At 35.6% G+C, this 18,183-nt stretch carries 17 protein-coding genes; 12 read left to right on the top strand and 5 right to left on the bottom strand.

The genetic code is table 11. The features are described 5' to 3' along the window. Nucleotides 1–15: 15 nt before the first annotated feature. On the bottom strand, nucleotides 16–555 hold the full coding sequence (locus NCC77_RS00700; RefSeq protein ID WP_250833942.1) for a helix-turn-helix domain-containing protein: 540 nt from the start codon (nucleotides 553–555) through the stop codon (nucleotides 16–18). Between the two features lie 178 nt (nucleotides 556–733). Between NCC77_RS00700 and NCC77_RS00695 the strand changes: the two genes are divergently transcribed. Continuing rightward, nucleotides 734–2,200, top strand: a complete 1,467-nt coding sequence (locus tag NCC77_RS00695; protein WP_250833941.1) for a glycoside hydrolase family 130 protein — start codon at nucleotides 734–736, stop codon at nucleotides 2,198–2,200. 201 nt (nucleotides 2,201–2,401) lie between these two features. Here the strand turns inward: NCC77_RS00695 and NCC77_RS00690 are convergent, their stop codons facing one another. Together NCC77_RS00690 and NCC77_RS00685 are read right to left on the bottom strand one after the other, a co-directional pair. Beyond that, nucleotides 2,402–3,178 carry a TIGR03915 family putative DNA repair protein gene (locus tag NCC77_RS00690; protein WP_250833940.1) on the bottom strand — a complete coding sequence of 259 codons (777 nt, stop codon included), beginning with the start codon at nucleotides 3,176–3,178 and terminating at the stop codon, nucleotides 2,402–2,404. A gap of 5 nt (nucleotides 3,179–3,183) precedes the next feature. Further along, a complete protein-coding gene (locus tag NCC77_RS00685; protein WP_250833939.1) occupies nucleotides 3,184–4,440 on the bottom strand; it encodes a putative DNA modification/repair radical SAM protein in 1,257 nt (418 codons plus the stop codon). Between the two features lie 295 nt (nucleotides 4,441–4,735). Between NCC77_RS00685 and NCC77_RS00680 the strand changes: the two genes are divergently transcribed. Next, on the top strand, nucleotides 4,736–4,981 hold the full coding sequence (locus NCC77_RS00680) for a hypothetical protein (protein WP_250833938.1): 246 nt from the start codon (nucleotides 4,736–4,738) through the stop codon (nucleotides 4,979–4,981). Between the two features lie 85 nt (nucleotides 4,982–5,066). Here the strand turns inward: NCC77_RS00680 and NCC77_RS00675 are convergent, their stop codons facing one another. Beyond that, the gene (locus NCC77_RS00675) at nucleotides 5,067–6,647 is read right to left on the bottom strand and encodes a tetratricopeptide repeat protein (protein WP_250833937.1); all 1,581 of its coding nucleotides are present in this window, start codon (nucleotides 6,645–6,647) and stop codon (nucleotides 5,067–5,069) included. A gap of 430 nt (nucleotides 6,648–7,077) precedes the next feature. On the opposite strand from NCC77_RS00675, the gene NCC77_RS00670 reads away from it, so the two are divergent. The 10 genes from NCC77_RS00670 to NCC77_RS00625 all read left to right on the top strand — a co-directional run bounded on the left by NCC77_RS00670 (nucleotide 7,078) and on the right by NCC77_RS00625 (nucleotide 17,464). After that, on the top strand, nucleotides 7,078–8,304 hold the full coding sequence (locus NCC77_RS00670) for a DcaP family trimeric outer membrane transporter (RefSeq protein ID WP_250833936.1): 1,227 nt from the start codon (nucleotides 7,078–7,080) through the stop codon (nucleotides 8,302–8,304). A 36-nt stretch (nucleotides 8,305–8,340) separates the two neighbouring features. After that, nucleotides 8,341–9,789 (top strand): aspartate ammonia-lyase, encoded by a 1,449-nt coding sequence (locus tag NCC77_RS00665; RefSeq protein WP_250833935.1) that lies wholly within the window; start codon nucleotides 8,341–8,343, stop codon nucleotides 9,787–9,789. Between the two features lie 25 nt (nucleotides 9,790–9,814). Next, nucleotides 9,815–10,882, top strand: a complete 1,068-nt coding sequence (locus NCC77_RS00660) for a type II asparaginase (protein ID WP_250833934.1) — start codon at nucleotides 9,815–9,817, stop codon at nucleotides 10,880–10,882. 55 nt (nucleotides 10,883–10,937) lie between these two features. Continuing rightward, entirely contained in the window at nucleotides 10,938–11,951 is a 1,014-nt protein-coding gene (glsA, locus tag NCC77_RS00655; RefSeq protein WP_250833933.1) for a glutaminase A, read from the top strand. A 52-nt stretch (nucleotides 11,952–12,003) separates the two neighbouring features. After that, entirely contained in the window at nucleotides 12,004–13,104 is a 1,101-nt protein-coding gene (locus NCC77_RS00650; protein WP_250833932.1) for an amidohydrolase family protein, read from the top strand. Nucleotides 13,105–13,154: 50 nt separating this feature from the next. After that, entirely contained in the window at nucleotides 13,155–14,444 is a 1,290-nt protein-coding gene (locus NCC77_RS00645) for a hypothetical protein (protein WP_250833931.1), read from the top strand. Between the two features lie 52 nt (nucleotides 14,445–14,496). After that, a complete protein-coding gene (locus NCC77_RS00640; RefSeq protein WP_250833930.1) occupies nucleotides 14,497–14,976 on the top strand; it encodes a YybH family protein in 480 nt (159 codons plus the stop codon). A 53-nt stretch (nucleotides 14,977–15,029) separates the two neighbouring features. Beyond that, nucleotides 15,030–15,509, top strand: coding sequence for a hypothetical protein (locus tag NCC77_RS00635; RefSeq protein ID WP_250833929.1), 480 nt, complete (start codon nucleotides 15,030–15,032; stop codon nucleotides 15,507–15,509). Between the two features lie 76 nt (nucleotides 15,510–15,585). Next, nucleotides 15,586–16,653 (top strand): hypothetical protein, encoded by a 1,068-nt coding sequence (locus tag NCC77_RS00630; protein WP_250833928.1) that lies wholly within the window; start codon nucleotides 15,586–15,588, stop codon nucleotides 16,651–16,653. A 505-nt stretch (nucleotides 16,654–17,158) separates the two neighbouring features. Further along, nucleotides 17,159–17,464 (top strand): hypothetical protein, encoded by a 306-nt coding sequence (locus tag NCC77_RS00625; protein WP_250833927.1) that lies wholly within the window; start codon nucleotides 17,159–17,161, stop codon nucleotides 17,462–17,464. A 201-nt stretch (nucleotides 17,465–17,665) separates the two neighbouring features. Here NCC77_RS00625 and NCC77_RS00620 read toward each other — a convergent pair whose 3' ends face one another. Continuing rightward, on the bottom strand, nucleotides 17,666–18,085 hold the full coding sequence (locus NCC77_RS00620; protein ID WP_250833926.1) for an arsenate reductase ArsC: 420 nt from the start codon (nucleotides 18,083–18,085) through the stop codon (nucleotides 17,666–17,668). Between the last annotated feature and the right edge of the window lie 98 nt (nucleotides 18,086–18,183).

Raw genomic sequence — 18,183 nt, 5'->3', positions numbered from 1 at the left:
TTTTTATGACTTGTATTATAAGAATTTGTTTTTCAGTTTTATAGCTAATTCTTGTTTTTGGTTTAAACTGACTCCGTTTAGAATAACAATCAGAAATTTTATGCTCAGAAAGGCAATTAAAGGAATGATGAAAAGCGGAAATTTGAAAGTAAATAAACTTTGAATAAACGGACTCACAATCATTAAAACCGAAAGAATGAGACTTAAAACAATTTGAAGGCTTACAATTTGTTTTCCTATTTCTTTGTTTACCGCATCTTGTGTTTTATAAGTTAAAACTAAAGGAAAAAAGACGCTTCCAAACGGAATAATAAGTCCAGATAAAACAGAAAGGTTAATGAGTTTGGCTCTTTCGACTTGGATATTTTCTTTTTTGATGATGACATTTTCGGGATTGGTTTCTAGAGCTTCGGCAATTGTTTTTAAGGTAAAGCCTTTCAGAATATTTCCAGCTTCAATTCGCTGAATGGTTCGCAATGAAAGACCCGATTTTTCGGCAAGTTCATTTTGAGTCATGTTTTTCTCTTCTCTCAAAAATTTAACTTTATTCTTCATTGTTTTAAGTTGGATGTCCAGAGACGAATTTATGAAAAAACTTTTGATGAAATCAGTATAAAATAACCTAGGATAATAGGCCAATTCTAAGTTTTAATAAAAAATTAAGTTTTTTACTTTAACAAAAATCACTAACTTGTTGAGAAATAAACAATTCTTTATCATAAAATTTCCAGTTATGCGAGTATCCGTAGTCCGAAAAAATATAAAACTATTACCAGATTCCAAAAGGGTTGTTGCCCGATATTTTATGAATGGGCAGGAAAGAACCCAGCAAATGGTACTTCGTATTATGATGCTGGACGAAAAGGAGGTGCTGCAGACTTTGGAACAGACGCTTAGAGAATTTGCCAGAAGACATCGAAATATTTCGGCAGTATTCTTTAGACATTGCGAAAGAATCAGACCTATAATAGAAGGAATGCAAATCGATTACGAAGGGATGTCTTTAGACCGAAAAATGCTCATTGGCTCTTATTGCACAATGGAATATGCCATAGAATCGGCGGCGATTTTTAATCCTTCAATTGTAGAAGATTTTGATCAGACGGGATTAGAGGCAGGAGAAAAACGCGTTATTATTTCTTTTCGTGCAACGGGTGAAGGACATATTTCCTCGATTGTTTTTAGAAGAGCAATTTTAGATCGCGATAACAATCTGCATATCATGAAAATAGGAAATCATATTGATAAGGCAGAAATTGAGCATAAAACGCTGTTTAATAAAGAGCGATTTTTGTCCAAATTGTATGAGATGCATACTACTGATAAATATATCGCTCAGATTATGCAGGATCTTCCGCAAGAATTTGAATTTGCGGTTCTTAAAAATACGTTGATTGAAGCTTTAAAAGATCCTTTAATTCGGGAAGAAAGAAAAGTTGCGCTGGAAGAAATTTTGTGGCTGGCCAATTCTTTTTACGATTTGCAGTTTAAACATGACTCTGATATTACAGAACGTGTCATATTCCCAATTTCTGATTCTGAAAGCCGCGGAATAGAAGATGCGCGTTTTGTACGTTTTGTTGATGATGATGGTTCAGATCGTGTTATGGCAACTTATACGGCATATAACGGACACACGATCTTGCCGAAGTTAATTTCTACCGAAGATTTTTATAGTTTTAGAGTTATGCCACTGCATGGAGAAGGCGCACAGAACAAAAATCTGGCTTTGTTTCCTCGAAAAATAAAAGGTAAATATGCTATGCTTGCCAGAATCGATGGCGTTAATAATTACATTATGTATTCTGAGCGTGTAACACAATGGAACACACCCATTCTTTTGCAAAAGCCTAAATTTACTTGGGAATTGACTCAGATAGGAAATTGCGGTTCGCCATTATGGACAGAAGAAGGCTGGCTTGTTATCACGCATGGAGTGGGTACAATGCGACGCTATTGTATTGGCGCTTCGTTGTTTGATCTTGATGATCCGTCTAAAGAAATAGGAAGATTGACAGAACCATTGCTTTCTCCGTTGGAAGATGAGCGAGAGGGATATGTTCCTAATGTAGTATATTCTTGTGGAGCGATTATTCATAACAACAGCTTAATTTTGCCTTATGCCGTATCAGATTATTGCTCAACTTATGCTGTGGTAGATATGGTAGAGTTGTTGGACGCACTTAAGAAAAGCAAATAGTAACACCATGTTTAAATTGTTTTAACACATAGAAACATTAGTTTTTGGAAGTTAAAAAAAAGGCGTTTCACTTATTTAAAAGCACATATCTTATCTATGTGTAGAAACTGGTTTCTTTGAATTTTCTTTTTCATTATAAAAGTCTATGTTTCTATGTGTTGAAAGTGTACTTTTTAATTTCGACCAATGGCTTAGGGGACATTATCTTTTGTTGAGGTTTGGGATTTTCTCCGTCAGGTTTTTCCAATATCGTTTTGGCATGTGTTTGATATGAAGTTTGGTGTTTTTTCTGGATTCGATATTGACGCTTTTGAAATAATTACGCCATAAATTCTCGAAAAATTCTTCGTTTTCATCGTTGATTTCGGCTAGAAAACTAGAGGACGGATTTGATTCAAATTGCATTTCGACCGTAGAAACATTTTCAAGGTCGTAATAAATTCCGTACTTGCGTTTAGAATCGTAAATCAGCCAGCGCTGGTCGGCGTAACGGTTTTTAAAATGCTGTTCGATAAGTGGTAAAACGTCGCAATCTGGTTCTATAATGGCATAATATAATCCGTCTTTTGTTAGTTTAAAACGAACAAAGGCTTTCATTCTATGACTTTCTTTTCCTGTTAAATGCGCCGCTTTTTTTACATTCAGTACTTCACTTCGGCTTAAATCTCCTTCAATATTAATTTTACTTGCAAAAACATAGGTTGTAAATCGAAACAAAATTTCTTCAATCTGATCCAATTCAGATAAAAAAGCAAAATAAAGATTGTTGAAGCCATGATGCGAAAGACGTTCCTGCAAGCCATTCAAAACCCGATTAGCTTTTACCTCATCAGTTGTTACAGAATGTGTATTGGAGAAAAGCAAAGTGTTTGAAATCTCTTCTTTGGCAAAAACAACATCTTTAAGTTTGTATTCGTAGATTTCAAAAATAGCTGTAAGCCAGCCTTCATAACTTCCATCATAAAGAATTTGTGTCATTTGAATTAAAATAAAGCAAGCTGGTTCGAAAAATTATTCTTGTATTTACTGTTTTGCAAGTTCAAAATCTGATTTTTTATTTGAATCGGGGTCAAGTCTTTCTGTAAATAAAAAGGAGAAGAGAAAGCTAAAAAATACTTGGATCTGCTGTACGAAATGCCAAGTTTCTTTAAATCATCAGGCTGTAATTTTTTGAAAGTTCTAGCAGCAACAATCTTTTTCGCGCCCAAAAATCCTATTCCTGGAATACGTTGGATCATTTCTAAATCGGCCGTATTAATATCAACAGGAAACTGATGAAGATTTCGCAAAGCCCATCCTAATTTTGGATCAATATCCAAGTCAAGATTCGGTTGGTCAAAACCAACAATTTCATTTACATTAAATCCATAATAGCGAATGAGCCAATCGGCTTGGTATAAACGATTTTCACGAATCATAGGTACGGGAGTTCCAATTGCAGGAAGTCTGTTGTCGTGGCTTATTGGCACATAACCAGAATAATAGACCCGACGCATTTTCATTTGTTCGTAAAAGTAATTGGCCATTCCGAGAATTTCCAGATCATTTTCTTTTGTTGCGCCAATTACCATTTGCGTGCTTTGTCCTGCAGGAGCAAAAAGCGGTGTTTTATAATTCGTTTTTTTCTCTTCTTGGTAACCAATAATCTCATTTTTTAGATATTGCATTGGTTTAATCACATCTTTATGATTTTTGTCTGGAGCAAGTAATTTGAGGCTTTGTTCTGTCGGCATTTCGACATTGACACTCAAACGGTCGGCGTATAATCCAGCTTCTTTTAGTAATTCTTCGCTGGCACCTGGAATTGCTTTTAGATGAATATAGCCATTAAAATTTTCTTCCAATCTTAGTTTTTTGACAATTCTAACCAGACGCTCCATTGTATAATCTGCATTGTCAAAAATTCCAGAACTAAGAAATAGGCCTTCAATATAATTTCTTCTGTAAAATCCAATTGTTAAGTCTACCACTTCTTGTACGGTAAAAGCAGCCCGTTTGATGTCGTTGCTTTTTCTGCTTACACAATAAGCGCAATCAAAAATGCAATGATTGGTAAGAAGGATTTTTAGAAGAGAAACACATCGTCCGTCTTCTGTAAAAGCATGACAGATTCCGCCTCCAGTATCTCCTAATCCCTTATTTTTATTTTTGCGCGTGCTTTGTCCCGATGAGCAAGAAACATCATATTTTGCGGCATCTGCTAAAATTGCCAACTTCTCCATCACTCTTTCTTGTACCATTTTGCTCTTTTTTAGTTGTTTTTGAAACAAAAATTCATTCTTTCAAAACTAGGAATTCAAGCTAAAAAAGAAGCAAAAGAAGCTGTTCTAAATTGTATCAAATTTTTTTTTGGAAGGTAATTTTTACATTAAAAAAATAATTATATTTAAAGTTCAAAAAACAGGTATAAATACGGGGTTGTAAATTGTCAAAACTTTATACATTCGCCGAAATAGAAAAACTGATTTCCCCCCTTAACATTGGTTTTTCAAATTTAGAAGTGTTAGCAAATATTAGGAACAAAAGGCTAAAACAATGAAATTTGTAAAAGGACAAGATGTTTCCTACACAGCATTGAGTGGGAGATCTTACAAGGGAACCATTATCGAAAGAAAAATGGATTTTAAAAAGGGGCTTATAATAAAATCAACTTCAAAAGAAAGAGATTTTCATTATCTCATCGAAATACAAAAGAACGGCACGACCGAGAAAATTTTGTGTGCCGAAAATCATCTTAAATTATTAGAAAAGAAAAAACGAGCAGCAAAGAAAGCGGCTTAGTGAGCGCGCGCAATATATGCGACGGTTTTTCTATTACAATTTATAGGACTTTATTACTATAAAGTGGCTTTGTTTTATAAAAAAATCAAACCTCATCTTTTAAACCAATTCTTTTTAAGCTGTTTACAATCCTGAATACGATTTCATCAGAGAACATAAAGCTGGAAAGGATTTCCTTTATTTCAGTCGCAATTAGAGGTTGTAGTTCTACAAGGTTGTTTAAATGTATTTTTGCGGCAGCTTCTTCATTGAGTAGCGATAGAGAAACTGCTTTTAGCAAAGGATCCCAAATGGTTTCGTTAAAATCCATTTTTTCTGCCCAGTACAGCATTTTTTGATACTCTTTTTTATGCATGTAGTAATACCAATAGCCAATATTAATCCACCATGGATGTGAGAGATTTAGCCGACTGGCATTCTCTAATAAATTAAAGCCTTTCTCAAAGTAACCGGCAAAAATTAGCATACAGCCTATTCCTGAAGCAATACCCGATGAATTTGGATTCATCTTGATACATTGCTCTGCTGCATAAAGACAATTGTCCTGATCTTTTCTAAAACAATGTATTAGAGCCTGCGCATACCAAGCCTGCTGACAGTGCGGATCTATATTTAAAGCCTTCGAGACACAATGGCTGCTTTTTTCAATATTTTTTTTCGAATTGTCTATTCCTAGACCTAAAGAAGCAAGATGAATTTCGCCCAGCATGGCCCAGGTAAGAGCATGGTTTGGAGCTAATTCTACTGCATCAGTTAAACTGGATAATGCATTAGCATAATTTTCTATAGAAAAAGAACATTGATACTCATGATAGCTGCAAATCGCTTTTAAAATAGCTGCATTATTTGATATTTTGGAAGGTGCTGTCTTTGCAATTTCTTTAAAAATACTGCCATAATAACCGCCTATAGCAGATACAATATCTTTTACAATTTCATTTTGAATTTTAATGCCATCATCGACAGTGGCTGGTGTAAACAATTGAGTTAATAAGTATTTTCCAGAAGATGAATCTACTAGATTTACACGTAGCTGCAGTTTGCTGCCAATGACCTGAACGTGACCGGTAATAATAAAATCGGCTCCAAGTACACTGGCCGCTTCAAGAACATTTTCATTAATTTTCGAAATGACATCAGAAGAAAAATGGCCAATTACTGATATATCCTGAAATCGGGATAGTTCTGCGCTTATTTCGTCAGAAAGAATTTTGGCAAAAGCCTGTAAATCGGGTCTCTCAACAAACGATTTAAAAGGGAAAACCGTAATAACTGGATTTGTTTTATTGATGCTGATAGGAACCTCAACGTGTTTCTTTTTATCGTTATGAATAAATTCAGGAATATAGCCACCTTTTGGGACATGTATAATAACCGAATTATCTTTTCCTTCAGAAGAATAATATTCATTAAGCAGTTTTCGTAATCGACCTGCATGAATGCGAACCATTGCATCATCATGAGGATTAAAATGGGAAGGTCTGCTTAAAGCATTTACAGCTATAGAATATTCTTTAATATGCTTCTGCCTTTCATCTATAGTTTCTGTGACAATATAGCGCAGAAAATTACTTAAAAGTGTGGAGTTCTTAAAAGAATAAAACCTTAAAACATTTTCCAGCTCATTATAAATTTTATCCGAGGGGATTTTTTTTGGAGACTCCATAATAAATTATTAAAAAATTATTAATGTCAAAAAAAATTCACTGGGGCGTATAAAATGTTAAATATCTGATAGTTATGAGATTATAAAATTATGAAAATTTTTAACATGTTAGTATTATTTCTCTGATATTTTAACGGTTAAATGTAACGGTTAATAACCCTGACCGTGCGTTACTATTAATTATATTTGTTTGAAAATCAGGTAAAACCTGTATTTGTTCTCTTTTTTTAACAAAAAAAGACTGTAATATTAAGGTTAAAATTTTTGCATTCCATGTTTAAAAACTTTTAGGATCAGATAAAAGATTTTGAGGCGAATAAAAATTTGTACTGAGAAATATCGATTTTTAAAATAAAGTGACTTTTATTTTAAGCCAGGACTGCAAAAATTAGATTAAGGTTGTATCCATACTAAACAAACTATAATCATTATGAAAAAAAAGTTTTTGCAAATGGCGAAGATGAAGCATCTGGCCATTATGATTTGTTTTCTCATAACAACTTTTGTCCAAGCTCAAGAGGAAGGGAATAAAAGCATGGAAATTTACGGTTTTATTATGACCGATATTGGTTATAATTTCAATCAGATACAATCAGATTGGTATGATGTAGTAAGACCTACAAAATTACCCGCCTATAAAGATCAATACGGACCAGATGGCAGCTACTACGCCTCTGTACGCCAAACCAGATTAGGTTTTAAAAATTACTTTGATACAGGAATTGGCGAATTAAAAACACAGTTTGAGTTCGAATTATTCGGTACGGGTGTCGATGCCGGTCAGACTACCTTTCGTCTGCGTCATGCCTATGCTGAGTTAGGAAAATTTGGAGCAGGACAAACCTGGAGCCCTTTTATGGATATTGGCGTATTCCCAAATTCGCTAGAATATTGGGGACCAACCGGAATGGTGTTTTTTAGAAATATCCAAATACGTTACATGCCAATTCAAGGCGATACCCGTTTAACCATTGCATTAGAAAGACCAGGAGCAAGTGCCGATCAGGGAGATTATGCCAATCGTGTAGAACTGCAAGGGGTAAAGGGAAGATTCCCACTTCCAGATCTTTCCGCAGAATACCATCTTGGAACCAAGTGGGGGTATATTGAGTTAGCTGGTATTTTGAGAAAAATTGAATGGAAAGATCTGAATAATGATCAGTATGATTTGTCTGGAGATGCTGTAGGCTGGGGGCTTAATTTAAGCACGAACATCAATTTCAGTAAAAATGATGTTTTTAGAGGGCAGGTTGTGTACGGAGAAGGAATACAAAACTACATGAACGACGCTCCGGTCGATATTGGTATTCAAAACAATTTTGGTAATCCGGTAACGCCTGTAAAAGGTGTTACGCTCCCTTTAATTGGTGTTGTAGCTTTTTTAGATCATACTTGGAGCGAAAAATTTAGTACTGCAATAGGATATTCTATGATTGATATCGATAATTCAGACGGACAGACAGATGATGCTTTTAAAAAGGGACAATATATATTAGGAAACCTTTTATATACGCCCGTTAAAAACTGTATGGTAGGAGTGGAGTTTCAGTGGGGTAATCGTGAAAATTTTAACGATGGATGGAGCACTTCTATAAACAAGCTGCAGTTTTCTTTCAAATATAACTTCTCACAATCATTTTATAAAAAGAATCAATAAAAGCCTTCTGCTTTTAAATCATTAAAAAAAGAAATTATGTATAAAACTGTACAATACCTGATACTGTTCGGATTGTCTGTAAGTACTTTGAATGCTCAGACTCGAACTGAAAAAGATCTTCTAGGAGAAAAACAAATCCCAGCAAATGCTTACTACGGTGTGCAAACTGCTCGCGCTTTAGAAAATTTTCAGATAAGTAGCTTGACTACGCAATCTTATCCTGACTATGTAAAAGCTTTTGCAATGGTTAAACTGGCCGCTGCACGTGCCAATGCTGATGTGGGCCGACTTAAAAAAGACAGGTTGGCCGCTATAGAAAAAGCTTGTCAAGCGGTAATCGACGGCAAATATCATGATCAATTTTTAGTTGATTTGTATCAAGGTGGAGCTGGTACTTCTGCCAATATGAATGTGAACGAAGTTTTGGCCAATATTGCGCTTGAACTAAGTGGTCATAAAAAAGGCGAGTATCAATACATTGAGCCTCATGATGATTTGAATATGGGACAATCTACAAACGATGTTTACCCAACTGCTATAAAAGTAGCCTTACTGCTTCATAATGATAAACTGCTTAAAGAAGCTGATCTTTTGGCAAAGGCTTTCCATAAAAAAGGAGATGAATTTAAAGACATCATAAAAATGGGAAGAACCGAAGGACAAGACGCTGTACCGATGACGGTTGGGCAGGAGTTTCATGCTTTCGGAAATCAGCTTGATGCAGAAATTAGCGCTTTAAAAAAATCTGAGTCTTTCTTGTGCGAACAGAACATGGGAGCTACGGCTATCGGGACTGGAATTACCGCTTCTCCAGGTTATGCTGAAAAAGTGGCAACACATCTTGCGAAAATTACAGGAAAACCAATTGTAATGAGCAAAGACCTTATTGCAGCTACAACAAGTCAGCAGGGATTTGTAATGTATTCTTCGACACTTAAAAGTATGGCCGTTGCATTGGCAAAAATAAGCAGCGATTTGATCATTTTGGCTTCTGGACCACGTACAGGATTTTTCGAAATCAATTTGCCAGCACTGCAGCCAGGATCTTCGATTATGCCAGGTAAAGTAAATCCGGTTATGCCAGAACTTATGAATCAGTTGTGTTTTAAAGTAATAGGAAATGATCTGACAGTAACAATGGCTGCCCAATCTGGATTACTGCAATTAAATGCTTTTGAACCTGTTGAAGCCATTGCCATGATGGAATCGCAAGGATTGTTTTTTAAAGCAATGCCTCTCTTTAGAAAAAACTGTATCGATGGTATTACTGTAAATAAAGATGTTTTAGCGCATTATATGGATAGAAGTGTAGGTGTTGTAACGGCTCTGAATCCTGTGTTGGGTTATGAAAAAACAACCGAACTGGCCAAAGAAGCACTGGCAACCAATAAGGGAATCTTGGAGCTGATACGCGAAAAGAAATTGCTGACAGAAGATCAGATTAAGAAACTTCTTGATCCAGCAACCTTAACAGGTCAAAAATAACTATCAAACTTAAACTAAAATACCCATGAAATTAAATATAAACTTTTGCAGTAAAATATTTTTAGTGATAATGTTGTCACTTAGTATTAGCATGTTCGGGCAGACTAAACCTAAAGTTCTAATCTTGGCAACAGGAGGAACAATTGCGGGTTCTGCTAAAACTGGAGTACAGTCAGGATATACTTCGGGTCAAGTTACCATAGATGCAATGGTAAATGCAATTCCAGAAGCTTTAAAAGTGGCAGATATAAAAGGTGAACAAATTGCAAATGTCGGATCTCAAGACATGTCGTTTGAAATTATGATGAAAGTAGCCAATAGAATTAACGAATTGGCCAATAGCAATGATGTAAACGGTTTTGTAATTACACACGGAACCGATACAATGGAAGAAACGGCCTATTTTTTAAATCTAACTACAAAAACAGATAAACCAATAGTACTTGTAGGGTCGATGCGCCCATCAACAGCCATTAGTGCAGACGGACCTTTGAATCTTTACAATGCTATCGCGGTGGCTGGCGATCCTAATGCAAAAGGACGCGGAGTGCTTTTGGTAATGAACGATTGGATTCATTCAGCACAATCTTTAACAAAGGTGAGCACAACAGCCGTTCAGACTTTCATGTCACCGCTTCGCGGACTTATCGGTATTACTTCTTACGGAACCAATGATTTCTTTAATTATCCTAGTCAAAAATTTGGGAAATCTTCAGAGTTTGATGTGAAAGGCGTTAGCACTTTTCCTCGCGTCGATATTATTTATGCCGATGCAGATATGAAACCAGATTTAATTGATGCTTCGATAGAACGAGGGGCTAAAGGAATTGTTATAGCGGGTGTAGGAAATGGAAATATGAATAAAGCTTCTCTAGATGCTTGCGCACGAGCCAGTAAAAAAGGAATTATTGTAGTTCGAAGCACACGCGTTGCGACTGGACTTGTAAGTCGTAATGTGGAATGCAATGATGATGAACTTGGATTAATTGCTTCATACGCTTTGAATCCGCAGAAATCTAGAATCTTATTGTCAATAGCATTGCTGAAACAGAGAAGTCTTGCTGAACTTCAAAAGATATTTGAAGAATATTAAGCATTGTTTTTAATTCTGAAAAGATTAAAAAAACAAACCAATTAAAAAAAACAAAATGAAAACAAATCTAAAATTAGTAATCCTAATACTCTTGATGCTGATAAACCCATCGTTTAAAGCAGCTGCTCAGAAAGAATTATCCTATCAGGCCGTTATTGATCGCGCTTATGATAAATTCAAAGATCTGAAAGAAGGTAAAAATGCAGATTATATAAAAGAACTGGCCAATGTAGATCCCAATATTTTTGGAATTGCTATTGTTACAGCTGAAGGTAAAGTGTACAGTAAAGGCGATCTAAACCAGCGTGTTTCTATCCAATCTATTTCAAAAGTATTTACGCTCGCACGTCTTATAGAAGAACAAGGGGCAAGAGTTGTAGCAGATAAAATTGGAGTAGATGCAACTGGTCTTCGTTTTAATTCGATTGTAGCTGTTGAACTTCAGAAAGGAAAAGAAATCAATCCTTTGGTAAATCCGGGAGCAATTGCAGCGGTGAGTCTTATAAAAGGAAATGATTCTCTTGCCAAATGGAAAAACATCTTAGACACTCATAATGCTTTTGCGGGAACTAAACTGAAATTGAATATGCCCGTTTATATTAGTGAAGCAGGAGATAATTTGAGAAATCAAGCTATTGCACACTTATTATTGGCATATGGCCGAATGTATTTTGATCCCGTTCAATCTACCGATATCTACACCAAACAATGCGCTATTAATGTTAATGCAAAAGAACTTGCGGTTATGACAGCAACTTTGGCCAATGGAGGTGTAAACCCAATTACAAAAGAGAAAGTGGTATCGCCAGAAACGTGTGCATTTACAATGGGAATTATGTCTACAGCTGGACTTTATGACGATTCTGGACAATGGCTCTACGCGGTTGGTCTGCCCGCAAAAAGCGGTGTTGGTGGCGGCCTTATTGCGGTCTGTCCGGGTAAATTCGGAATTGCGGTTATTTCGCCTCCGCTTAATGCAGCAGGAAATAGTGTAAAAGCTCAAAAAGCCATTTTTGATATTGCAAAAGACCTTGGTGTAAATCCGTATATCGTTACTCCAAAAAAATAAGCCTTTTGAGATTTCGAGTCATAACTTAAGTTAAATCAAAACCCGAATAAGTATGCAGACGAAAATAAAACTGATTTTGACGCTGTTTCTTTTATGCATACAGTCTATTGTCTTGTATGGACAAAAAAAAGAGGACTATTTATTTAATGACAGTCATTTTCATTTGACCAATTATATACAAGAAGGAATTTCTATTGATAAGTTCTTGGAAATTATGGGAAACAAGGTCGGACGTTCTACCTTATTCGGTATTCCGTTGCAGCAGCAATGGTCTTACCAAAATTCGGGTAATTATAGTCCCACGTATTATTTGCAGACCGATGCTCCTTTGTACTATTACTCTTTTACTGATGCCTTTATTGCCATGCAGTATAAATCGTTAAGTAAAGAGAAACAGGCTCGATTTGATCCAATGATTACAGGATTTAATCCGTCAGATATGTATGCTTACAAACATATTGAGCGTGTGCTGAAAACTTTTCCAGGGGTTTTTACAGGAATTGGAGAATTTTCGATACACAAAGAATTTGTATCTGCAAAAGTATCGGGCGAAGTAGCCAGCTTAACAAATCCTGCTTTAGACAGTATTATGGATTTTGCTGGAAAAGTTGGTCTGCTAGTTATTCTGCATAATGATATGGATATGCCGATGGCCAAACAAAAAACAGAGCCAGTTTATTTGAGTGATATGAGAAATTTGCTCAAACGTCATTCTAAAACAACCATAATCTGGGCGCACATCGGGCTCGGAAGAATTGTTTATCCTGCAGGTTACGGATCTGATTCCTCAACCGACAGACCGCCAAATCATACTGATATTGTGAAAAGCATACTGGATGACCCAGCGTATTCAAACGTTTATTTTGATATTTCTTGGGATGAGGTTGCCAAATACATCGTCTCATCGCCAGAAATCATTAAAAAATGCGCCGAGTTAATGGATCAATATCCCGACCGTTTTTTATTTGGAACAGATGTCGTTGCGCCTCAAGATCAAAAATTTTATATGGCGGTTTACGAGAAGTATCAGCCACTTTGGAAAGCCCTCAAACCTGAAACAAGCGAAAAAATTAGAAAACAGAATTATATAAAACTTTTTGATGCCGCGCGTAAAAAAGTACGTGCCTGGGAAGCGGCCAATGTTAAGCAGTAATTTTTATTTGTAAAGTTAAGTGTTCTTAAAAATAATTAAAAGCCATTTATATGAAATCAAGATATCTCCTTATAGTATTATTTGTATGCCACTTATCGTGGGGACAAATTATGAATACCACCATGCCAGATAGTACTATTGTAAAAGAATCCGACGAAGGACATCGCGGAGGCACTGGTTTTAAGATCGCAGACGGCAAATATGGTTCAATGACCCTTTCTTTTTATGTTTTAGGCCGATATCTAAATCAGATGGGTATAGATGATAGTTATACCAATCATAACGGAGACGTTATTGCTATTGATAGACGTCAAGACATGCAGTTTCAAAAAGCAAACCTTTATTTTCGAGGCTGGGTTGCCGATCCAAAAATAAGATATACGGTTTTCGTCTGGACCTCAAACGCAACTTTAGGACAAGGTGCACAGGTTGTTGTAGCAGGAAATTTACAATATAAGTTTAATAAAAATTTTGAATTAGGAATTGGCATTAATGGTCTGCCGTCTGTTCGTTCTATTTTAGGTCAATGGCCTGACTGGCTCCGATCTGATGCCAGACCAATTGCTGATGAATATTTCAGAGGTTCTTTTACAACTGGTATTTATGCGCAGGGGGAAATTGCAAAAAATGTTTACTATAAAGTAATGCTAGGTAACAACCTTAGCCAATTAGGTGTAGATGCAGGTCAGTTAGACAATAAATTAGATACTTGGAGTGGTGCCATCTGGTGGACAACCCATAATTTTGGGAAAATACCAACCTATGGCGATTACGAAAAACACGATAAAGTGGCCACTATTCTTGGAGGAGCTTTTACGCGAAGCACCGAAAACCGCCAGTCTCAGCCTGATACAGATGCACCCGAAAACTCCCAAATAAGATTATCTGATGGTACAGGTATTTTTTCTTTAAATGCTTTTGCTCCAAATACGCAGGTAATCAATGCAAAATATCAAATGGCCTCTTTTAATACAGGAGTTAAATACAATGGTTTTTCTTTTGATGTAGAAGTGTTTATGCGCTGGCTGTCAGATTTTGAAACCTCAGGACAAATTCCAGTAACCAAACTCTACGATTCCGGTTTTTCGCTTCAAGGTTCTGCAATGCTTGTGGATAAAAAACTGCAATTGTATAGCACTTATTCTTATATAAATGGAGATTACGGTAAACCGTGGGAAGTAACCTGCGGACTGAACTGGTTTCCGTTTAAAACCAAATTTTTCCGCATAAACCCAGAAGTGATGTACGAAAATCATTCGCCAGTAGGGTATTTAAGTTATCCAACACAAGTGGGGTCAAAAGGAGTAATTGGGATGCTGAATGTAGAATTGAATTATTAAAAGAACGGTATTGGAAAATAAAACTTATATCAACTTGAAAATTTACATGTATATGAAAAATAAAATAATAACAAGAGCGGTTTTCGCAGGGTTCTGTGTTTTATTGATTTCCTGCAATACAAAAAAGGAAGAGAATGTTGTGATTGATTTAAAACAGGTCAAGAAAGAAATTCAGGCAAAAGAAAATGAATATGCGGCAACATATAACGCCGGCCAGTTAAAAGAGATTGGATATTATGCAGATGATGCCATTACATTTTATCAAAACAGACCTCCACTAATTGGTAAAGAAGCGCGATATGAATTTTTAAAATCAGATTTGGCTAATAATACCAATATAATATCATTTGAAACCAAAGAAGTTTTTGTCTCTCATGATGGTAATATGGTTTTAGAAGTAGGCTATTATAAAGTGACAGATTCCACCAAAACACCAATTAATACAGGAAACTATATGAGTTATTTTGAAAAAAGAGATGGCAAATATGTGTGCGTAAGAGACATGAGCGCTTCTGATGGATTAGTAGAATAATTAAGATTTCCTTTAAAACAACATTCTGCATAATAAACTATAAAATAAAAATTATGAAAAAGATACTATTTATACTCTTGTTGGCTTTTGGATTGAATGCTAGTGCGCAAGGTTCTGTTGATGAGATTAAATTAATACAAGACCTTTACGGAAAATCTAAGGCAGAAGTGGTGAAAGAATATTTAGGTTTAACCGATGTGCAAGCTACAGCATTTCAGCCTATTTATGACAAATACGAAACAGAACGTAAATCCTTGAGCCAGCATAAAATTCAAATTCTGGAAGAGTATGCAAAAAATTATGCTACTTTGAGCGATGCTAAAGCCACAGAATTAACCTCATCAAATTTAAAGTACAATCAGGATTCTGAAAAACTGCTTGCCAAAACACATTCTAAACTGGTAAAAGCTATTGGCGGAATCAATGCTGCAAAATTTGTACAGCTCGAACAGTATCTGCAAGTAACCATACGAGCTGAAATTCAGAATGCCATTCCTTTTATTGGCGAATTGGATAAAACCAAAGTACATTAGAAAATTTCTGGGTACAGAGTAGAAAGTATAAAAGAATGATTTTCTACTCCTCTTATTAATATTTTATACTCTTACTATGATAAAGATATTTACAAAATATTTGACAGTCGCATTAATCATGTCTGCCCAGTTGATTTTTTGTCAAGCTGAAAATGATGGTCCAGAGCTTGGGCTTCCTGGAGACAATCTTGATCTTTATGCTGTGATGAGCTTGTTTCAGAAATCAAAAACTATTGAAGAATTTGAAAAAAATCTAAATCTGGAGAAAACAGGAATCAATAATCTGGATTTGAACCTGGATAAAAAAGTAGATTTTATAAAAGTAGTCACAAAGAAAAATGGTAATTCGTTTACTTTCGTTCTTCAAGTTGCTGTAAATAAAAAAGAAAATCAAGACGTTGCCGTTATTTTGGTTGATAAAGATAAAAATGGAAAGGTAAAAATGCAGATTGTAGGCGATGAGCTGCTGTACGGAAAAGATTATGTCATTGAGCCAGTTGCCAAGTCGTCGGCAGCAAAAACAGCAAACCCAGCCTATTCAGGAGACGATCCCGTACAAAGCTCGCCAGCCGTAACAGCAGTTGTGGTAGAAACGGTGCCCATTGTACAATATGTATATTCACCAGCTTATGTACCCTATTATCCTCCATATTATTACGGATTTTATCCGCCTTACTTCGCCGCTTTTACCGTAATGGCGGTCGGAATTTATCGTCACAACCATTATTACCATCATCATGGTTATCATGGCGGTCATTATCATGGCGGTAATAATGTGATTATTAATAACAGAAACAACTTCAATAATTACAACAATAATAAAATGAGATCTAATACAGTGCGAGACAATTCTGTTAATAACCGATATAATACCAATCGTGGAGGTTCGCGTAATTCTGCAAGCACACGACCATCAACAGGAAACACCAATCGGGCAGGAAATACTAGTGCATCTGGAAGAACCCGCCAGAGTGCATCACCAAGTGCCGGGACTTCAAATCTTAATAGAGGAAGTTCTTCAAACTCCAATTTTAATAGAGGAGGAGGTTCTTCATCAAGACCAAGCGCAGGACAAATGGGAGGCGGATCTCGTAGTATGGGAGGCGGTGGCTTCGGAGGCGGAGGCGGCGGAAGAAGAAGATAAACGGCGTTTTTTATAATGTTTCATCAGAAAAAATGCGTAAGTCCTTTTGGATTTACGCATTTTTGGTTTTTATATCTGATGAAGTCATGTTTAAAATTATACACAAGATTTTTGAAGCAATTCATTCCGTAGGAATGTTTCGTTGGTCGAAATAAGATTTGAATCAGAAATACACGTTCCGTAGGAACGTCTCGTCGGTAAAAATTAAATATGAACCATGATTATACGTTCCGTAGGAACGTTTGATTAATTGAACGTATTTTTATTTCCCTAAAATCAGGTGTCCCTACAGGACACAATGCAAAACAATTATTTTTTTTCTACCGACGAGATATTCCTAACGGAATATTGAATAATGTTAATTTACGTTTTCTGTAGTGGGGTTATATTGAATAGAATTTTATCGAAAAAAAGCATTTATTTTGCTGGTTATCATATAAGATAACCGATTAATGAAAATATATTATGACATTTGAATTATTGAAAATGATATAAAATTCAAAGAATGAAAGTGGCAGAAATAGAGTACCTAAAAAAACAATCAGCTCAATATTTAAATATTTTAAAAACGGCTGATAAAGGTTACAACGCAGAAATCAATGTTTTAAATTACTCCGAATTAGGCTGTGTGATAACAAATATGCTAAAACTGTGTATTTTGGCATTAGAAAATGACAATTATAAAAAACCTTCAATAGATGTTGGATTGGTTTTGGAACAAGCGCTTCAATTATTTCCAACCGATGAAATGGAATTGTTGGACATTATTAATGAAATGCAGATTAAACAATCTTATGCTGAGGTTGAATAAAAAAACAAAGAAATCTTTAGCAATTCATTCCGTAGGAATGTCTCATCGGTAGAAACGAAATTTAAATCACGATTACACGTTCCGTAGGAACGTCTCGTTGGTAAAATTTTCACAAATCAGGTGTCCCTGCAGGACACAATGCAAAATGATATTATTTTTTTTTCTACCGATGAGATATTCCTAACGGAATATTAAATAATGTTAATCTAGATTTTCTGCCACAAAGTTTTTGCAATAGTTTTTTATCAGATCTCTCACGACTCTAAATTGCTCCACGATTTCAGAATCCGTTCCTGTTGCTTTTGCAGGATCAGGAAAATTGTAATGAAATTTGGTTGCTTTCGTTGGAAAAAATGGGCATCTTTCTTTAGCATTATCGCAAACTGTAATCACAAAATCAAAATCTATATCGACGTATTCATCAATATGATTTGACGTGTGATTCGAAATGTCTATTCCATCTTCCTTCATTATCGAAATCGCTTTTGGATTAACGCCATGAGTTTCTACACCCGCGCTGTAAACCTCAGCTTTATTTCCTGCAAAAAACTTCATGTAGCCTTCGGCAATTTGGCTTCTGCAGCTATTTCCTGTACAAAGTATTAGTATTTTCTTTTTCATAATTAAACAAATAACCAAATGAGATTTATGATGCAGAATTTGGGTTCAAAACCGAAAATGAGCTGCAGTAAAATAACGGATGAGGTTATTATAATTGG

Source organism: Flavobacterium tyrosinilyticum, from assembly GCF_023656565.1.
In the GTDB taxonomy this organism is placed as follows: domain Bacteria; phylum Bacteroidota; class Bacteroidia; order Flavobacteriales; family Flavobacteriaceae; genus Flavobacterium; species Flavobacterium tyrosinilyticum.
This window is presented reverse-complemented; position numbering and strand designations above follow the sequence as displayed.